The following is a 16,404-nucleotide window of genomic DNA, read 5'->3' on the forward strand; positions in this document are numbered from 1 at the left end:
AAACGGGGCACGGCGCGCCAGGCTCGGCCGGCGCGCCGTGGGTGTTACGGCAGGACTTGCTTGAAGGGCTTGACGATGACGTTGTCGTAGACGCCGGCGGCGATGTACGGGTCGGCGTCGGCCCAGGCCTGGGCGGCGTGCAGCGAGTCGAACTCGGCGACGATCAGGCTACCGCTGAAACCGGCGGCGCCCGGATCGTTGCTGTCGATGGCCGGGTGCGGGCCGGCCAGGACGATGCGTCCTTCAGCCTTCAGTTGTTGCAGGCGCTCCAGGTGCGCCGGGCGTGCGGCCAGGCGGTTTTCCAGCGAGTTGGCAACATCGGTGGCGATGATGGCGTAGAGCATGTCATTCCTCGGGTTTGGGAGTGGTGGGGTCGCTGTCGTGCATGTGACGGGACAGGTAGACACCCTGGCCGACCAGGAACAGCACGGTCATGCCCAGGCTGCCGAACACTTTGAAGTCGACCCAGAAGTCCTGGAACGTGAAGGCGACGAACAGGTTGGCCGCGCCGCAGATCAGGAAGAAGGCGATCCAGGCCAGGTTCAGGCGGGTCCAGACCGGGTCCGGGAGGGTCAGCGCGTGGCCCATGATGCGCTTGATCAGCACCTTGTCGCCGACGAAGTGACTGCCGAGGAACGCCAGGGCGAACAGCCAGTTGACCACCGGGGCTTTCCACTTGAGGAAGGTTTCGCTGTGGAAGGCCAGCGTCAGGCCGCCGAACACCAGGCAGGCGACCAGGGTCAGCCATTGGCCTTTTTCCAGCTTGCGCTGGCGGATGAGCAGGGTGCCGTAGACCACCAGCGAGCTGATGATCAGCACTGCGGTGGCGCTGTAGATGCCGCCCAGGCTGAAGCTCTGGCCGGCGACGTCGACGACGCGGGGATCGAGTTTGTAGACGATGAAAAACAGGAGCAGCGGGATGAAATCGATGAATTGTTTCACGGTGGCAGCCAGGAGCGGGATGTGTCGGCATAATAACAAACCTCAATGAGAGGGAAAGCGTCACCCCATGAATGTTGATCTGCACTGCCACAGCACCGCGTCAGACGGCTCGCTGACTCCCACCGATCTGGTTGCCCGCGCCTATGAACAGGGCGTCCGGATGATGGCCCTGACCGACCACGACACCCTCGAAGGCCAGCTTGAGGCCCGCGAGGCGATGCACGCGCGCGGCATGCAATGGGTCAGCGGGATCGAGCTGTCGTGTACCTGGTCGGGCGTCACCATCCACGTCCTGGGTTACGGATTCCCGCTGGATGCCCCGCCGTTGCTGGAGGCCGTCGAGTCCCTGCACCGCGGCCGCTGGCTGCGCGCCGAGGAAATAAGCCGGCGCCTGGCGGCCAAGGGCATGCCCGGCGCGCTGGAAGGCGCGCGGGCGATCCAGCAGGCGCTCGGTGACAGCGGCAACGCGCCGGCGCGCCCGCATTTCGCCGACTTCCTGATCAGCGCCGGCTACGTCAAGGACCGCGCCGAAGCGTTCCGCAAATGGCTCGGCGCCGGCAAGCTGGGTGACGTCAAGCTGCACTGGCCGACCCTCGACGACACGGTAGAGACCCTGCGCGCCGCTGGCGCCTGGGTCAGCCTGGCCCATCCGATGCATTACGAACTCACCCGCAGCAAGCGCCGCCGGCTGATTGCCGACTATATTCAAGCAGGGGGACAGGCGCTTGAAGTGGTCAACGGCATGCAGCCGGCCGAACAGGTCGGCACGTTGTCCATCCTGACCCGTGAGTTCGGTCTGCTGGCCAGTGCTGGCAGCGACTTCCATGGCCCGGGCACCTGGTCCGAAATCGGTGTCTACCGGCCTCTGCCGGAGGATCTGCCACCTCTGTGGCGTCGATTCAAACATGAGCAGCCATCCGCGGCCGTCTGAACAGGAAGACAATGTGAGTCAATTTTTCCAGATACATCCGGAGAATCCGCAGCCGCGCCTGATAAAACAGGCCGTCGAGATTATCCGCAAGGGCGGGGTGGTGGTGTATCCCACCGACTCCTCCTACGCGATGGGTTGCCAGATCGGCGACAAGAACGCCGTGGAGCGGGTACGTCAGTTGCGCAAGCTGGACAAGAACCACAACTTCACGCTGATCTGCTGCGACATGTCGCAACTGGGGCTGTTCGCCAAGATCGACACCGGCACCTTCCGCCTGCTCAAGGCCCATGTGCCGGGGCCTTACACGTTCATCCTCAACGCCACCCGCGAGGTGCCGCGCCTGCTCTTGCATGAAAAGCGCCGCACCATCGGCCTGCGCGTGCCGGACCATCCTATCGCCCTTGCGCTGCTGGAAGAACTCGGCGAGCCGCTGATGAGCGTCAGCCTGGTGATGCCCGGCGAGTCCGAGCCGATGACCGATCCCTATGAAATGCGCCAGGCGCTCGAGCACCACGTCGACCTGATCATCGACGGCGGTTTCGGCGGCCTGAAAGCCTCTACCGTGATCAATTTGTCCGGAGACGAGCCGGAAGTCATACGGGTCGGTTGCGGCGACCCTGCGCCTTTCATGGTCGAAGCGTGAGCATGGTCGAAGAGGTAGAGGCTCCGGTCGATCCCCAGGCCGGCGCCCAACAGGAACTGCCGCTGGTCATGGTCTATGGCCAGGCCCTGACCGAAATGCCGGTGGACCTGTACATCCCGCCGGACGCGCTTGAAGTGTTCCTCGAAGCCTTCGAGGGCCCGTTGGACCTGCTGCTCTACCTGATCCGCAAGCAGAACGTCGACATTCTCGATATCCCGGTGGCGGAAATCACCCGCCAGTACATGGGCTATGTCGAGCTGATGAAGACCGTGCGCCTGGAACTGGCCGCCGAGTACCTGGTGATGGCGGCGATGCTGGCCGAGATCAAATCGCGCATGCTCCTGCCGCGGGCCGAGCAGGCCGAGCAAGAAGAAGACGACCCGCGCGCCGAGTTGATTCGTCGCCTGCAGGAGTACGAACGCTTCAAGGCCGCCGCCGAGGACATCGACCAACTGAGCCGGGTCGGCCGCGACATCATCGTGCCGCGCCTCGACGCCCCTCAGGCCAAGGCGCGCAAGCTGCTGCCGGATGTCTGCATCGAAGAAGTGCTGATGTCCATGGCCGAGGTGTTGCGCCGCAGTGATCTGTTCGAAAGCCACCAGATCAGCCGTGAGGCGCTGTCGACCCGCGAGCGCATGAGCGAAGTGCTTGAGCGCCTCAAGGGCGGTGGCTTCGTGCCGTTCGTCGAGCTGTTCACCGCGGACGAGGGCAAGCTTGGCGTGGTGGTGACCTTCATGGCGATTCTTGAGCTGGTCAAGGAATCGCTGGTCGAACTCGTGCAGAATGAGCCCTTCGCGCCGATCCACGTCCGGGCCCGGGCAGAATGAATTCAAGAGCAACCGCATGAACCTGAACGACCCGCGCGACCTGGCGCCCCTGCTCGAAGCCTTTCTCCTGGCCTCCGGTAAACCGCAATCGCTGGAGCGGCTTTTCGAGTTGTTCGAGGAAGCCGAGCGCCCTGACTCCAGCGTGTTTAAGGAAGCCCTCGAAGTGCTGCGGGCATCCTGTGCCGGGCGGGCTTTCGAGCTGGTGGAGGTTGCTTCCGGTTATCGCCTGCAGATTCGCGAGACCTACGCGCCGTGGGTCGGCCGGTTGTGGGAAGAGCGTCCGCAGCGCTATTCCCGGGCATTGCTGGAGACCCTGGCGTTGATCGCCTATCGCCAGCCGATCACCCGCGGCGAGATCGAGGATGTGCGTGGCGTCGCGGTCAACAGCAACATCGTCAAGACGCTGCTGGAGCGCGAGTGGGTGCGGATCGTCGGTTACCGCGAAGTGCCCGGCCGGCCAGCGATGTTCGCCACCACCAAGGGTTTCCTCGACCACTTCAACCTGAAAAGCCTCGACGAATTGCCCTCCCTCGCTGAACTGCGGGAAATGGAGCCGGCGCCGATGCCGCCGATGGACCTGGACGACCTGCCGGTGCCCGCGCATTTGCAGGCCTTGGCCGATGCCAGCGGCGAACCTGATGGCGAGGCGCCGGTGGAAGAAACCAGCTTCCGCACCTTGCTGGTGGAGCTGGATGCGATGGAAGAAGGCTTGAAAACCGACTTCGACGACCTGCTGCGTGACCTGCCTGAAGCGCCTGGCGAGACGGCGGATGACGCGGTGGACACCGACGACAGCCCCGACGCTTTGCCCGAAGCATCCCGCGACTGATCCACCGTCCGGCGCAAAGCGCGGCACCGATGGCGATATACCGCTACGCTCTGATGCGTTTGCGCCGGGATCAGCGTATGATTCGCGACCTTTTTGGTGCTTGGCGCACCAGAAACCCAGATTTGAATCTCTACACCGGGAGGTGCCCAGATGAGTGAACAAGACCTGCAAGACAGCCCGCCACGTCCGTCCGGCGAAAAACTGCAAAAAGTACTCGCGCGCATTGGCGTGGGTTCGCGCCGTGACGTAGAAGCCTGGATCGGCGAAGGCCGCATCAAGGTCAACGGCGTTGTCTCCACCCTCGGCCAGCGCGTCGACCTGCACGACGCCATTTCCGTCGACGGTCGCCTGATCAAGCGCGAAGAAAAAGCCGAAGCCGTACGCCGCGTCATCATGTACAACAAGCCCGACGGCGAGATCTGCACCCGTGACGACCCGGAAGGCCGTCCGACCGTGTTCGACCGCCTGCCGCGGCCGAAAGAAGGCCGTTGGATCAACGTCGGCCGCCTCGACATCAACACCACCGGCCTGCTGCTGTTCACCACTGATGGTGAGCTGGCCAACCGTTTGATGCACCCGTCCTACGAGATGGACCGCGAGTACGCCGTGCGCGTGCGTGGTGAAGTCGATGACGACATGATCGCCCGCCTCAAGGAAGGCGTCGTGCTGGAAGACGGTCCGGCACGCTTCACCGATATCCAGCAGGCGCCGGGCGGTGAAGGCTTCAACCACTGGTATCACTGCGTGGTGATGGAAGGCCGCAACCGTGAGGTTCGCCGCCTGTGGGAATCCCAGGGCCTGGTGGTCAGCCGCCTGAAGCGCGTGCGTTTCGGTCCGGTGTTCCTCAATTCCGACCTGCCGATGGGCCGCTGGCGCGAAATGAGTCAGGGCGAAATCGACATCCTGGCCGCCGAAGTGGGCCTGACCCCGGTGGCGATGCCGGCGATGAACGCCAAGACCAAGGACAAGCTGGAGCGCATGCAGCGTAAATCCAGCAAGCCGGTCGGCCGTGGCGAGCGCGTGCGGACCCTGCGTCCGGCGAAGGAGGGCGCCACCGAGCGTTCGTCGCGCCAGCCGCGTGACGATTCCCCGCGCAAAGGCCGCAGCACCGTTGCCGAGCGCCCGAGCGATGTACGCCGCAAGCCGGCGGGCGCGCCGAAGCGTCCGGGTGGCGGCGGTAGTGGTCGTGGCAAGCCTCGCTCTGAGTAAGGGCTGAGAAAGAAAAAAGCCAACCTTCGGGTTGGCTTTTTTTTGGTTGTTCACGGACTCCCGGGGGGAGGCGGTGCCTTGACTGACGCGTCTACGAAATCAAAGTCTGGTGCTGGCTTGCCAGCGATAAGGCCCTAGTGGCCACCCGAGCACTCTCTGCCTGGCAATTTTTTGAACCACCTTGTAAATAATTTGTTACGAGTCCGGGCCGCTTCTCCCGGCAATCCGCAGCGCCTTTTTTCTTGTAAACATTCCGTGCCGAAAATCCCCCTTCGATCAGCTTTACGTTCGCGTCAACACCTTGCTACAGCCCCCGTGGCACGGTGTTATGTGGGCCATTGCCATGTGCCTGACCCGCCGCAGAGTGGGCCAGAAAAAAACAACAAGAACGGAGGGCGCCATGTACGCCATTCACTTTCCCAGGCTTCATTCCTCCCGCTGGAACGCTGCGTGCCGTCAACAGAACGTTACGCGATGTGTTGACCCCTGCGTCAATGCAAGGGTATACAGTGCGCCGCGTTTTACCTGTGACCCTATTGCGTACCACGCAACCTTGCTGATGCCAGGCTGAGCGACCGGGCCCCATTGCCCGTGTCGAACCGCCCGTTTTCAAGCGCCAAGGTAACCACCCCTTGTCAATTCCGCTGCGCCACGAGCGCGGTGGGTCCGATCCCGTCACAGATAAAAACAACAGGTGACTTCGTTCATGAGTGGACAAAACCCACATTCAGGTGAGCTCAAGCGCGGCCTGAAAAATCGCCACATCCAGTTGATCGCCCTTGGCGGTGCAATCGGAACCGGACTGTTCCTCGGTTCGGCCGGGGTGATGAAATCGGCCGGTCCGTCGATGATCCTCGGTTACGCCATTTGCGGCTTCATCGCCTTCATGATCATGCGCCAGCTTGGCGAGATGATCGTCGAAGAGCCAGTCGCCGGCTCCTTCAGCCACTTTGCGCACAAATACTGGGGCGGTTTCGCCGGCTTCCTGTCGGGCTGGAACTGCTGGATGTTGTACATCCTCGTGGGCATGTCCGAACTGACCGCGGTCGGCAAGTACGTTCATTACTGGTGGCCGGAGATCCCGACCTGGGCCTCGGCCGCGGCGTTCTTCATCCTGATCAACGCGATCAACCTGGCCAACGTGAAAGTGTTCGGCGAGGCCGAGTTCTGGTTCGCCATCATCAAGGTCCTGGCCATCGTCGGCATGATCGCCCTGGGCAGCTACATGCTGGTCAGCGGCAGCGGCGGCCCGGAAGCCTCCGTCAGCAACCTCTGGGAACACGGCGGGTTCTTCCCCAACGGGGTCAGCGGCCTGGTCATGGCCCTGGCGATCATCATGTTCTCCTTCGGTGGCCTGGAAATGCTCGGCTTCACCGCAGCCGAGGCCGACAAGCCGAAGACCGTGATCCCGAAAGCGATCAACCAGGTCATCTACCGCATCCTGATTTTCTACATCGGTGCCCTGGTCGTGCTGCTGTCGCTGACCCCGTGGAACAGCCTGGTGGCCAACATCGATGCGTCCGGCGGTTCCTATAGCGGCAGCCCGTTCGTCCACGTGTTCTCGATGCTGGGCAGCAACACCGCGGCGCACATCCTTAACTTCGTGGTCTTGACCGCGGCGCTGTCGGTGTACAACAGCGGCACTTACTGCAACGCCCGCATGCTCTACGGCATGGCCGAGCAGGGCGATGCCCCGGCAGGCCTGGCGAAGATCGACAAGCGCGGTGTGCCGGTGCGTTCGATCCTGGCCTCGGCGGCGGTGACCCTGGTGGCGGTGCTGCTCAACTACTTCATGCCGCAGCACGCGCTGGAAATGCTGATGTCGCTGGTGGTCGCGGCGCTGGTGATCAACTGGGCGATGATCAGCTACTCGCACCTGAAATTCCGTCAGCACATGGACCGCACTGGCCAGAAGTCGCTGTTCAAGGCGCTGTGGTACCCCTATGGCAACTACCTCTGCCTGGCGTTCGTGGTGCTGATCCTCGGCATCATGCTGCTGATCCCGGGCATCCAGAATTCGGTGTATGCGATTCCGGTCTGGTTGCTGGTGATGTGGGTGGGCTATGTGCTCAAGAGCAAGCGCTCCGCGTCCGCTTCGGCCGTGAGCGCGGCGGTCAAGTAAGTCAGGGCGTCCAGGGGGCTGTTGTAGGCGCGAGCTTGCTCGCGAGCAGCCCCAAAACCGACAACACCGAGTATCCTGACGCCCAGCCACCCAACTGGGCGTTTCCATGCTTGTCCTCTCCAACACCGTCCACATTCCCGACGAAGAAATCGAGTTGAATGCCATCCGCGCGCAAGGCGCGGGCGGGCAGAACGTCAACAAGGTCTCCAGCGCCGTGCACCTGCGCTTCGACAGTCAGGCATCATCGCTGCCGCCGTTCTACAAGGAACGCCTGCTGCAGGTCAGCGACAGCCGGATCACCCGCGACGGTGTGATCGTGATCAAGGCCCAACAACACCGCACCCAGGAACAGAACCGCGCCGACGCTCTCGAGCGCTTGCGCGAGCTGATTCTCGCGGCAGTGAAGGTGGAAAAGGCGCGGCGTCCCACGCGTCCGACCCTGGGTTCGAAGACCCGGCGCCTGGACACCAAGAGCAAGCGTGGGGCAATCAAGGCAGGCCGCGGAAAAATCGACTACTGATACGCGAAAGGACACTCATGGCTTCTGAACGGAATCTGACCTGGCAGCCGACCGCGCTCGATCCTGCCACCCGCAACGCCAACGGCCAGCGCCCGCTGACGCTCTGGTTCACCGGCTTCAGCGGTTCGGGCAAGAGCACCCTGGCTTTTGCCATGGAGCGCTTGCTGGTCGGGCAGGGCATTGCCTGCTGCGTGCTGGATGGCGACAACATCCGCCATGGCTTGTGCAGCGACCTGGGCTTCGATGCCCACAGCCGGACGGAAAATATCCGTCGCGTGGCGGAGGTGGCGCGCTTGATGAACGATGCCGGGCTGGTGGTGATGGCCGCGTTCATTTCGCCCTACCGACGTGATCGCGATAGGGCGCGGGACATCATTGGCGCCGAGCGCTTCCACGAAATCCATGTCAGTGCGCCGCTGGATGTGTGCGAGGGGCGTGATCCCAAGGGGCTGTATCGCAAGGCGCGGGCGGGGGTGTTGAGCGGGTTTACCGGGATCGACGATCCCTACGAAGCACCGCCGGCGCCGGACGAGGCGCTGAATACCGACAGCCTGTCGCTGGAGCGTTGCATGGAGATTCTGCTGGCGCGGGTGCGCGGCGGAGAAGGCGGGGAACGTTGTTCTTGAGCGTGTGAAAACCGGTTGGTGAGGTTGTCCCCCGGTAACCGAGGTTTTCACACGTCCTGTAGTGCGCGGTTATTCCTGGTCGGCGCTCGGGTTTTCGTCGCCGTGTTGTTCAGCCGCTTGGGCTGTTTCGGCGCTGTGAGTGGCGGGCGTCTGTTCGACGGGGTTCAGGCTTGGGAAGGGAAGATTCGGGATTTCATGCATCTCGTCGTTCCTCGCAAGTTCGATAGTTGAAAGATTACGCGATTGCGCGTGTGGCTCCTGGGAAGCCGGGGGCAGAATACAGCAGTCTGAGTGACAGAATGAATTTTCCTGCTGTTTGGTAGGAAAATTACGACATTTGAGCTGTGAAGCCCGCCCCTGCGGCTTGTGCTGGCGCAGGAGCGAGCTTGTCTTGCGATGCCTTGGTAACGCGCAAACGGCCTTAGCCGCAGACGTCCGCGATCGCCGCCGCCAGCACGTCCAGCCTGGCTTCATCTGCGCCGGCGACGTTCGCCCGCCCGGTGCTCACCATGTAGATGCTGTGCCGTTCCCGCAACGCCGCCACTTGCTGTGGCGACAATCCGGTGTAGGAAAACATCCCGCGCTGCTCGGCAATATGGGCAAACCGCTCACTTAGCCCGTGCGGCGCCAGCGCGTCCACCAGGCCGACCCGCAGCCGGGCGATCCGCTGGCGCATGGACTCGACTTCTTCGATCCACAGGCTTTTCAGCGCCGGGTCGCCGAGAATCTCCGCGACCACCGCCGCGCCATGGTCCGGCGGGGTGGACCACAGGTTACGGGCGATAAACGCCAACTGGCTGCGCACATCCAGCAACTTCTGCGCATCGTGGCTGCACACCAGCAGGGCGCCGGTGCGTTCGCGGTAGAGGCCGAAGTTCTTCGAGCAGGAACTGGTGATCAGCAACTCGGGCAGTTCGGCGGCAAACAGCCGCACGGCCCAGGCGTCTTCTTCCAGCCCGTCGCTGAAGCCCTGGTAGGCGAAGTCGATCAGGGGCAGCAGCGAGCGGCGGCGCACCACGTCCAGTACCGCCTGCCAGTCTTCCCGCGACAAGTCGAAACCGGTCGGGTTGTGGCAGCAGGCGTGCAGCAGGACGATATCGCCCTCCGGCGCCTTTTCCAGCGCGGCGAGCATGCCGGCGACGTTCAGGCGGTTATCCGCGCCCACATAGGGATAGTGGCTGACCGCCAGGCCGGCGCTGGCGAAGATGGTTTCGTGGATCGGCCAGGTCGGGTCGCTGAGCCAGATACCGCGGCCCGGCAGACACTGCCGGGCGAATTCCGCGGCCAGGCGCAGGGCGCCGGTGCCGCCCGGGGTCTGGGTGGCGCCGACGCGTTGTTCCGCCAGCAACGACGAGGCGCTGCCCAGCACCAGTTCGCAGAGCAGCCGGCCGAACGCGGCATCGCCGTGTCCGCCGACATAACTCTTGCTGGCCTGCCGATCGACAAGACGCTGCTCCGCCTGTTTGACCGCCGCCGGTACTGGCGTCAGGCCCTGGGCGTCCTTGAACACGCCGACACCCAGGTCGAACTTGGCGGGGTTGCTGTCCTTGGCGTAGGCCTCCATGAGGCCGAGGATCGGGTCACCCGGAACCCGGGTGATGGCCTCGAAGTGCTTCACTTGCGGCCTTCGGCGGTCTGGGCGACCTCGTCGGTGCGCGCGGCCATGATGAAGTCGTTACGGTGCAGGCCCTTGATCGAGTGGCTCCACCAGGTGACGGTGACTTTGCCCCACTCGGTCAGCAGGCCTGGGTGATGGCCTTCGGCTTCGGAGATTTCGCCGACGGCATTGGTGAAGGCCAGGGCGTGCTTGAAATTCTTGAACAGGAAGACTTTTTCCAACTGCATGATCCCGTCGCGGACTTCGATGTTCCAGTCAGGGATCTGCGCGATCAGTCCTGGCAGTTCGTCGTCGCTGACTTTCGGCGCGTCGGCACGGCAGGCTTCGCAGTGGGCTTGGTTCAAGGCGTTCATAAAGTTTTCCGCAAGTGGATTGTTATAGGTGTACAGGGCGGCTCAGGCGGCCGCCTTGGGTGGAAATTTCGGCGCGTGCAGGCCGAGCTGCATGGCCTGCGCGACGATGCCCATGATGTCTTCGTGCGCCAGGTCGAACAGGCGCTTGAGGCTCGGCAGGGCAAAGTAGACCGGCTGGAGGATATCGATGCGGTAAGGCGTGCGCATCGCTTCCAGCGGGCTGAATGGCTGGTGTTCGGGCTCGTCGGAGAGACTGTAGACCGTCTCTTTCGGCGAGGACAGGATGCCGCCGCCGTAGATCCTGCGGCCTTGCGGCGTATCGATCAGGCCGAACTCGATGGTCATCCAGTACAGGCGGGCGAGGTACACGCGCTGTTCCTTGGTGGCGGCCAGGCCGAGCTTGCCGTAGGTGTGGGTGAATTCGGCGAACCACGGGTTGGTCAGCAGCGGGCAGTGGCCAAAGATCTCGTGGAAGATGTCCGGCTCTTGCAGGTAGTCGAGTTCTTCTTCGCTGCGAATGAAGGTCGCCACCGGGAAGCGCTTGCTCGCCAGCAGTTCGAAAAAGGTCTGGAAGGGGATCAGCGCCGGCACCCGGGCAACTTGCCAGCCGGTGGTGGCGCCCAGTACCGCGTTGATTTCGGAGAGCTGCGGGATGCGGTCATGGGGCAGGTTGAGCTGTTCGATGCCGTCCAGGTATTCCTGGCACGCGCGCCCCTCAATCACCTTTAGTTGCCGGGTGATCAGGGTGTTCCACACCGCATGTTCCTGCGGCGGGTAATCGATAAAACCTTGCGCATCGGGCTCACGGGCCACGTATTGCGTCTGTTTCATGCTGCTCTCCTGATGAGGGCTCTTATTGTTTTGAAGGCTTGCGCCGTGCCCTTAGAGATAGCCGCTGGCTTTGAATTTTTCAGCTACCCGCGTAGAGGAAGACCCGCGCCAGCAGGCGGTTTTTGTAACGCAGATTTTACGAATCAGGGCGGGATCCGCAAAATCGCGGCCCTATGACCCTGTGAAAGCCGATTTTTGTAACGTATTATTTACAAATTTTCCGGCGCTCAAGCAGAAAAATCGTCGGTCTCACTGCTTTGTAGGACCTTTCATGCGTATCAAAGTGCATTGCCAGAACCGCATCGGCATTCTCCGAGACATCCTCAACCTGCTGGTGGCCTATGGCATCAACGTGGCTCGGGGCGAGGTGGGCGGCGAGCATGGCAACGCCATCTATTTGCACTGCCCGAACCTGATCAACCTGCAATTCCAGGCGCTGCGAGCGAAATTCGAGGCGATCACCGGGGTCTTCGGAGTCAAGCGCGTGGGTCTGATGCCGAGCGAGCGTCGGCACATGGAGTTGAATGCGCTGCTTGGCGCGCTGGATTTCCCGGTGCTGTCGATCGACATGGGCGGCTCGATCGTTGCCGCCAACCGTGCGGCGGCGCAGTTGCTCGGGGTGCGGGTCGATGAGGTGCCGGGTATTCCGCTGTCGCGCTATGCCGAGGATTTCGACCTGCCGGAACTGGTGCGGGCCAACAAGTCGCGGATCAATGGGTTGCGGGTCAAGGTCAAGGGCGATGTGTTCCTGGCGGATATCGCGCCGCTGCAATCCGAGCACGATGACAGCGAGGCGCTGGCCGGCGCGGTGTTGACCCTGCACCGCGCCGACCGTATCGGCGAGCGCATCTACAACGTGCGCAAGCAGGAACTGCGTGGGTTCGACAGCATCTTCCAGAGTTCGCGGGTGATGGCTGCCGTGGTGCGCGAGGCACGGCGCATGGCGCCGCTGGACGCGCCGCTGCTGATCGAAGGCGAAACCGGCACCGGCAAGGAGCTGCTGGCCCGGGCCTGTCACCTCGCCAGCCCGCGGGGGCAAGCGCCGTTGATGGCGCTGAATTGCGCCGGGTTGCCTGAGTCGATGGCCGAGACCGAGTTGTTCGGTTATGGCCCTGGCGCGTTCGAGGGCGCGCGCGCCGAAGGCAAGCTGGGCCTGCTGGAACTGACAGCGGGCGGCACGCTGTTTCTCGATGGTGTCGATGAGATGAGTCCGCGTTTGCAGGTGAAGTTGCTGCGCTTCCTGCAGGACGGCTGCTTCCGCCGCGTGGGCAGCGACGAAGAGGTTTACCTGGATGTACGGGTAATCTGTGCGACCCAGGTGGATTTGTCCGAACTCTGTGCCCGTGGCGAATTCCGCCAGGACCTCTATCACCGCCTCAATGTCTTGTCGCTGCACATTCCGCCGCTGCGCGAATGCCTTGATGGCCTGCCGCCGCTGGTGGAGCACTTCCTCGATCAGGCCAGCCGGCAGATCGGTTGCCCCTTGCCGCGCCTGGCGCCGGCGGCGCTGGAACGGTTGAGCCAGTACCACTGGCCGGGCAATGTCCGGCAACTGGAGAACGTGCTGTTCCAGGCGGTTTCGCTTTGCGAGGGCGGGGTGGTCAAGTCTGAACATATTCGTCTGCCGGACTACGGCGCCCGCCAGCCATTGGGTGAGTTCTCCCTGGAAGGCGATCTGGCGCAAATTGTCGGACGATTTGAAAAGGCAGTGCTGGAATGTTTGCAGAGCGACTATCCAACCAGTCGGGCATTGGGTAAACGGCTGGGCGTTTCCCATACAACCATTGCCAACAAGTTGCGTGATTATGCAATTGGAAAGTCCGGCGAATAATTCGCGGAACTATAAAAAAGGCGAGAGTTTTATTAAGGGCGTGTTATCAGGGCGTGGCGCCTCTTTTGGGTAAAAGAGGCGCGACAGCCACGCAAGGTTGATTAGCCGTTAGAGCAACCGTTACCCATGACACGGTATTCGAGGATGTGCTTCTGGCCTTGGGAGTCTTCATAGGTCATGCGGGCTGGAACCACTTCGCAGACGTTCGGGATCTCGCTCATCGAAATGACTTTGGCGATGTCCAGATGTTGCGAGTAACTGTACTGTTCAACCGGGATCTGCTCGGCGGTGGAGTTTGCAACTTCGTCGGCCATGGCCGCTGCGCAAAAACTACCGAGTGCCAATACCAGTAAAGCTTTCATCTTCAATTTACCTGTCCAGGGTCGAAAGAGGGGGCGTAGCGCTTGTGGCGCTACGTTGCAGCAAAGTAAAAGCGGAAAGTTATCTCGGGATTAACGTGCCTTCGTGGGGGCTGTTACCTGAAGTTAATCGCGTTGCCGTTGCTGGCGAGGTGAATTTTAGGGCGGGGCATGAAACTGAAACAGTCGGTGTTTTGATAAACACTGTTGGCAAATTTTGTAACAATCGCCCTCGGCAGGCCTTTTGTTTCTTTGGGATTAGAGATCGATGCCCGTTCTAGAGCGGTTCCGGCCATGTGGTGGCCGAAAAGACCGCCCTGTTACTACCAACGTCGAATGGCCTGAGAGGCTCTGTTACAGTTAAAACAAGGTCATACAAAAACAACTATTACACCGAGGTAAAAAAGATGAGTGCGGCTTCCCTGTACCCCGTTCGTCCCGAGGTTGCGGCGAATACCCTGACTGACGAGGCTACCTACAAGGCCATGTATCAGAAGTCGGTGATCAACCCGGATGGCTTCTGGCGTGAGCAGGCTCAGCGCCTCGACTGGATCAAGCCGTTTACCAAGGTCAAGCAGACCTCGTTCGACGACCACCACGTCGATATCAAGTGGTTCGCCGATGGCACCCTGAACGTTTCCTACAACTGCCTGGACCGTCATCTGGCCGAGCGTGGCGATCAGCTCGCAATCATCTGGGAAGGCGACGACCCTTCCGAACACCGCAACATCACCTACCGCGAACTGCACGAGCAAGTCTGCAAATTCGCCAACGCCCTGCGTGGCCAGGACGTTCACCGCGGCGACGTGGTAACCATCTACATGCCGATGATCCCCGAGGCCGTGGTCGCCATGCTGGCCTGCGCCCGTATCGGTGCGATCCACTCCGTGGTCTTCGGCGGCTTCTCGCCGGAAGCCCTGGCCGGTCGCATCATCGACTGCAAATCCAAGGTGGTGATCACCGCCGATGAAGGCCTGCGTGGCGGTCGCCGCACGCCGTTGAAAGCCAACGTCGATGACGCGCTGACCAACCCTGAAACCAACAGCATCCAGAAAGTCATCGTGTGCAAGCGCACCGGTTCCGACATCAAGTGGAACCAGCACCGTGACATCTGGTACGAAGACCTGATGAAGGTTGCCGGCAGCGTCTGCGCCCCGAAAGAAATGGGTGCCGAAGAAGCGCTGTTCATCCTCTACACCTCCGGTTCCACCGGCAAACCGAAGGGCGTGCTGCACACCACCGGCGGTTACCTGGTCTACGCCGCCATGACCCATGAGCGCGTATTCGACTACCGTCCGGGCGAAGTCTACTGGTGCACCGCCGACGTCGGCTGGGTCACCGGCCACAGCTACATCGTCTACGGCCCGCTGGCCAACGGCGCGACCACCCTGCTGTTCGAAGGCGTGCCGAACTACCCGGATATCACCCGCGTGTCGAAGATCATCGACAAGCACAAGGTCAACATCCTCTACACCGCGCCGACCGCCATCCGCGCCATGATGGCCGAAGGTCAGGCCGCTGTTGCCGGTGCCGATGGCTCCAGCCTGCGCCTGCTGGGGTCGGTCGGCGAGCCGATCAACCCGGAAGCCTGGAACTGGTACCACCAGGCGGTCGGCAAAGAGCGTTGCCCGATCGTCGACACCTGGTGGCAGACCGAAACCGGCGGCGTGCTGATCAGCCCGCTGCCAGGCGCCACCGCACTGAAGCCAGGCTCGGCGACCCGTCCGTTCTTCGGCGTGGTGCCGGCGCTGGTGGACAACCTGGGCAACCTGATCGAGGGCGCCGCCGAAGGCAACCTGGTGATTCTCGATTCGTGGCCGGGCCAGGCGCGTTCGCTGTACGGCGACCACGACCGCTTCGTCGATACCTACTTCAAGACGTTCCGCGGCATGTACTTCACCGGTGACGGTGCCCGTCGCGACGAAGACGGCTACTACTGGATCACCGGCCGTGTCGACGACGTGCTTAACGTTTCCGGTCACCGCATGGGCACCGCCGAGATCGAAAGCGCCATGGTTGCCCACCCGAAAGTCGCCGAAGCGGCGGTGGTCGGTGTGCCGCACGACATCAAGGGGCAGGGCATCTACGTCTACGTCACCCTCAATGGTGGCGAGGAGCCGACCGAGGCGCTGCGCCTGGAACTGAAAAACTGGGTGCGCAAGGAGATCGGTCCGATCGCTTCGCCAGACGTCATCCAGTGGGCGCCGGGCCTGCCGAAGACCCGTTCGGGCAAGATCATGCGCCGTATCCTGCGCAAGATCGCCACGGCCGAGTACGACGCACTGGGCGACATCTCCACCCTGGCCGATCCGGGTGTCGTGGCGCATCTGGTCGAGACCCACAAGACCATGAGCGCCGCCTGAAGCGCCGAGTGTTTCGCAGGGTAAGCCAGCAGTCGCTCCGCGGAGGAGCTGTGTAGTACCTCCCGGACGTGGCTTGCCCCGCGATCTTTCGAAGAAAACCCAAGGCCCCGCCAGCATGCGCTGCGCGGGGCCTTGGGTTTTTTGTTACTTCGACTTTCATCGGTAACCCTTCTGTCACTGCATTCGTACAAAAACGGGGCAATAGGAAACGTGAATGTGCGTTATTGGTGCGCTATTTCATGAAATTTCCGACACTCAAACGGCTGGGCTTGCCGTGATACAAGGCTTTGCCAATAATGGGCCCGGTTATTGCTTTGGTTACAGGTTATTTGTTTTTCGCTTTTGCATATTCCCCGAAAACTGTCAATATCCCCCGGCCATTCTTCCGGCGCTTCTGTAA

The 16,404-nt window shown here is 62.2% G+C and carries 17 protein-coding genes; 10 read left to right on the plus strand and 7 right to left on the minus strand.

The window, feature by feature from the left end; translation table 11 throughout:
* Nucleotides 1–44 precede the first annotated feature (44 nt).
* Both CKW37_RS16630 and CKW37_RS16635 read right to left on the minus strand, forming a co-directional pair.
* Nucleotides 45–344, minus strand: a complete 300-nt coding sequence (locus CKW37_RS16630) for a YciI family protein (RefSeq protein WP_095156812.1) — start codon at nt 342–344, stop codon at nt 45–47.
* 1 nt (nt 345) lies between these two features.
* A complete protein-coding gene (locus CKW37_RS16635; RefSeq protein WP_095156813.1) occupies nt 346–942 on the minus strand; it encodes a septation protein A in 597 nt (198 codons plus the stop codon).
* Nucleotides 943–1,009: 67 nt separating this feature from the next.
* On the opposite strand from CKW37_RS16635, the gene CKW37_RS16640 reads away from it, so the two are divergent.
* The 8 genes from CKW37_RS16640 (at nt 1,010) to cysC (ending at nt 8,649) form a co-directional block, all read left to right on the plus strand.
* Nucleotides 1,010–1,873 (plus strand): PHP domain-containing protein, encoded by an 864-nt coding sequence (locus CKW37_RS16640; protein WP_095156814.1) that lies wholly within the window; start codon nt 1,010–1,012, stop codon nt 1,871–1,873.
* 13 nt (nt 1,874–1,886) lie between these two features.
* Complete coding sequence (locus CKW37_RS16645; protein WP_095157119.1) at nt 1,887–2,516, plus strand: L-threonylcarbamoyladenylate synthase; 630 nt, start codon at nt 1,887–1,889, stop codon at nt 2,514–2,516.
* 68 nt (nt 2,517–2,584) lie between these two features.
* A complete protein-coding gene (locus CKW37_RS16650; protein WP_177454441.1) occupies nt 2,585–3,343 on the plus strand; it encodes a ScpA family protein in 759 nt (252 codons plus the stop codon).
* A 16-nt stretch (nt 3,344–3,359) separates the two neighbouring features.
* Nucleotides 3,360–4,172 carry an SMC-Scp complex subunit ScpB gene (scpB, locus tag CKW37_RS16655; protein WP_095156816.1) on the plus strand — a complete coding sequence of 271 codons (813 nt, stop codon included), beginning with the start codon at nt 3,360–3,362 and terminating at the stop codon, nt 4,170–4,172.
* A 150-nt stretch (nt 4,173–4,322) separates the two neighbouring features.
* Nucleotides 4,323–5,381, plus strand: a complete 1,059-nt coding sequence (gene rluB, locus CKW37_RS16660; RefSeq protein ID WP_095156817.1) for a 23S rRNA pseudouridine(2605) synthase RluB — start codon at nt 4,323–4,325, stop codon at nt 5,379–5,381.
* 706 nt (nt 5,382–6,087) lie between these two features.
* Complete coding sequence (locus CKW37_RS16665) at nt 6,088–7,503, plus strand: amino acid permease (RefSeq protein WP_095156818.1); 1,416 nt, start codon at nt 6,088–6,090, stop codon at nt 7,501–7,503.
* Between the two features lie 106 nt (nt 7,504–7,609).
* Nucleotides 7,610–8,023 (plus strand): alternative ribosome rescue aminoacyl-tRNA hydrolase ArfB, encoded by a 414-nt coding sequence (arfB, locus tag CKW37_RS16670; RefSeq protein WP_095156819.1) that lies wholly within the window; start codon nt 7,610–7,612, stop codon nt 8,021–8,023.
* Between the two features lie 17 nt (nt 8,024–8,040).
* Nucleotides 8,041–8,649, plus strand: a complete 609-nt coding sequence (gene cysC / locus CKW37_RS16675) for an adenylyl-sulfate kinase (RefSeq protein WP_095156820.1) — start codon at nt 8,041–8,043, stop codon at nt 8,647–8,649.
* 69 nt (nt 8,650–8,718) lie between these two features.
* Here the strand turns inward: cysC and CKW37_RS33255 are convergent, their stop codons facing one another.
* The 4 genes from CKW37_RS33255 to phhA form a co-directional block, all read right to left on the minus strand.
* Nucleotides 8,719–8,850, minus strand: a complete 132-nt coding sequence (locus CKW37_RS33255) for a hypothetical protein (RefSeq protein WP_256587790.1) — start codon at nt 8,848–8,850, stop codon at nt 8,719–8,721.
* A 220-nt stretch (nt 8,851–9,070) separates the two neighbouring features.
* Entirely contained in the window at nt 9,071–10,267 is a 1,197-nt protein-coding gene (locus CKW37_RS16680; RefSeq protein WP_256587791.1) for an amino acid aminotransferase, read from the minus strand.
* Complete coding sequence (locus CKW37_RS16685; RefSeq protein ID WP_095156821.1) at nt 10,264–10,620, minus strand: 4a-hydroxytetrahydrobiopterin dehydratase; 357 nt, start codon at nt 10,618–10,620, stop codon at nt 10,264–10,266. Before CKW37_RS16685 ends, CKW37_RS16680 begins: the two co-directional genes overlap by 4 nt.
* A 42-nt stretch (nt 10,621–10,662) precedes the next feature.
* On the minus strand, nt 10,663–11,451 hold the full coding sequence (gene phhA / locus CKW37_RS16690) for a phenylalanine 4-monooxygenase (protein WP_095156822.1): 789 nt from the start codon (nt 11,449–11,451) through the stop codon (nt 10,663–10,665).
* Between the two features lie 271 nt (nt 11,452–11,722).
* On the opposite strand from phhA, the gene CKW37_RS16695 reads away from it, so the two are divergent.
* A complete protein-coding gene (locus CKW37_RS16695) occupies nt 11,723–13,282 on the plus strand; it encodes a sigma-54-dependent transcriptional regulator (RefSeq protein WP_095156823.1) in 1,560 nt (519 codons plus the stop codon).
* 101 nt (nt 13,283–13,383) lie between these two features.
* Here CKW37_RS16695 and CKW37_RS16700 read toward each other — a convergent pair whose 3' ends face one another.
* Nucleotides 13,384–13,644: a DUF2790 domain-containing protein gene (locus tag CKW37_RS16700; protein ID WP_095156824.1), complete on the minus strand. Its 261-nt coding sequence runs from the start codon at nt 13,642–13,644 to the stop codon at nt 13,384–13,386.
* A gap of 404 nt (nt 13,645–14,048) precedes the next feature.
* Here CKW37_RS16700 and acs point away from each other — a divergent pair, with 404 nt between their 5' ends.
* Nucleotides 14,049–16,004 (plus strand): acetate--CoA ligase, encoded by a 1,956-nt coding sequence (acs, locus tag CKW37_RS16705; protein ID WP_095156825.1) that lies wholly within the window; start codon nt 14,049–14,051, stop codon nt 16,002–16,004.
* Nucleotides 16,005–16,404: the final 400 nt, after the last annotated feature.

It is taken from the genome of Pseudomonas sp. Irchel 3E13 (assembly GCF_900187455.1).
Classification (GTDB): Bacteria; Pseudomonadota; Gammaproteobacteria; order Pseudomonadales; family Pseudomonadaceae; genus Aquipseudomonas.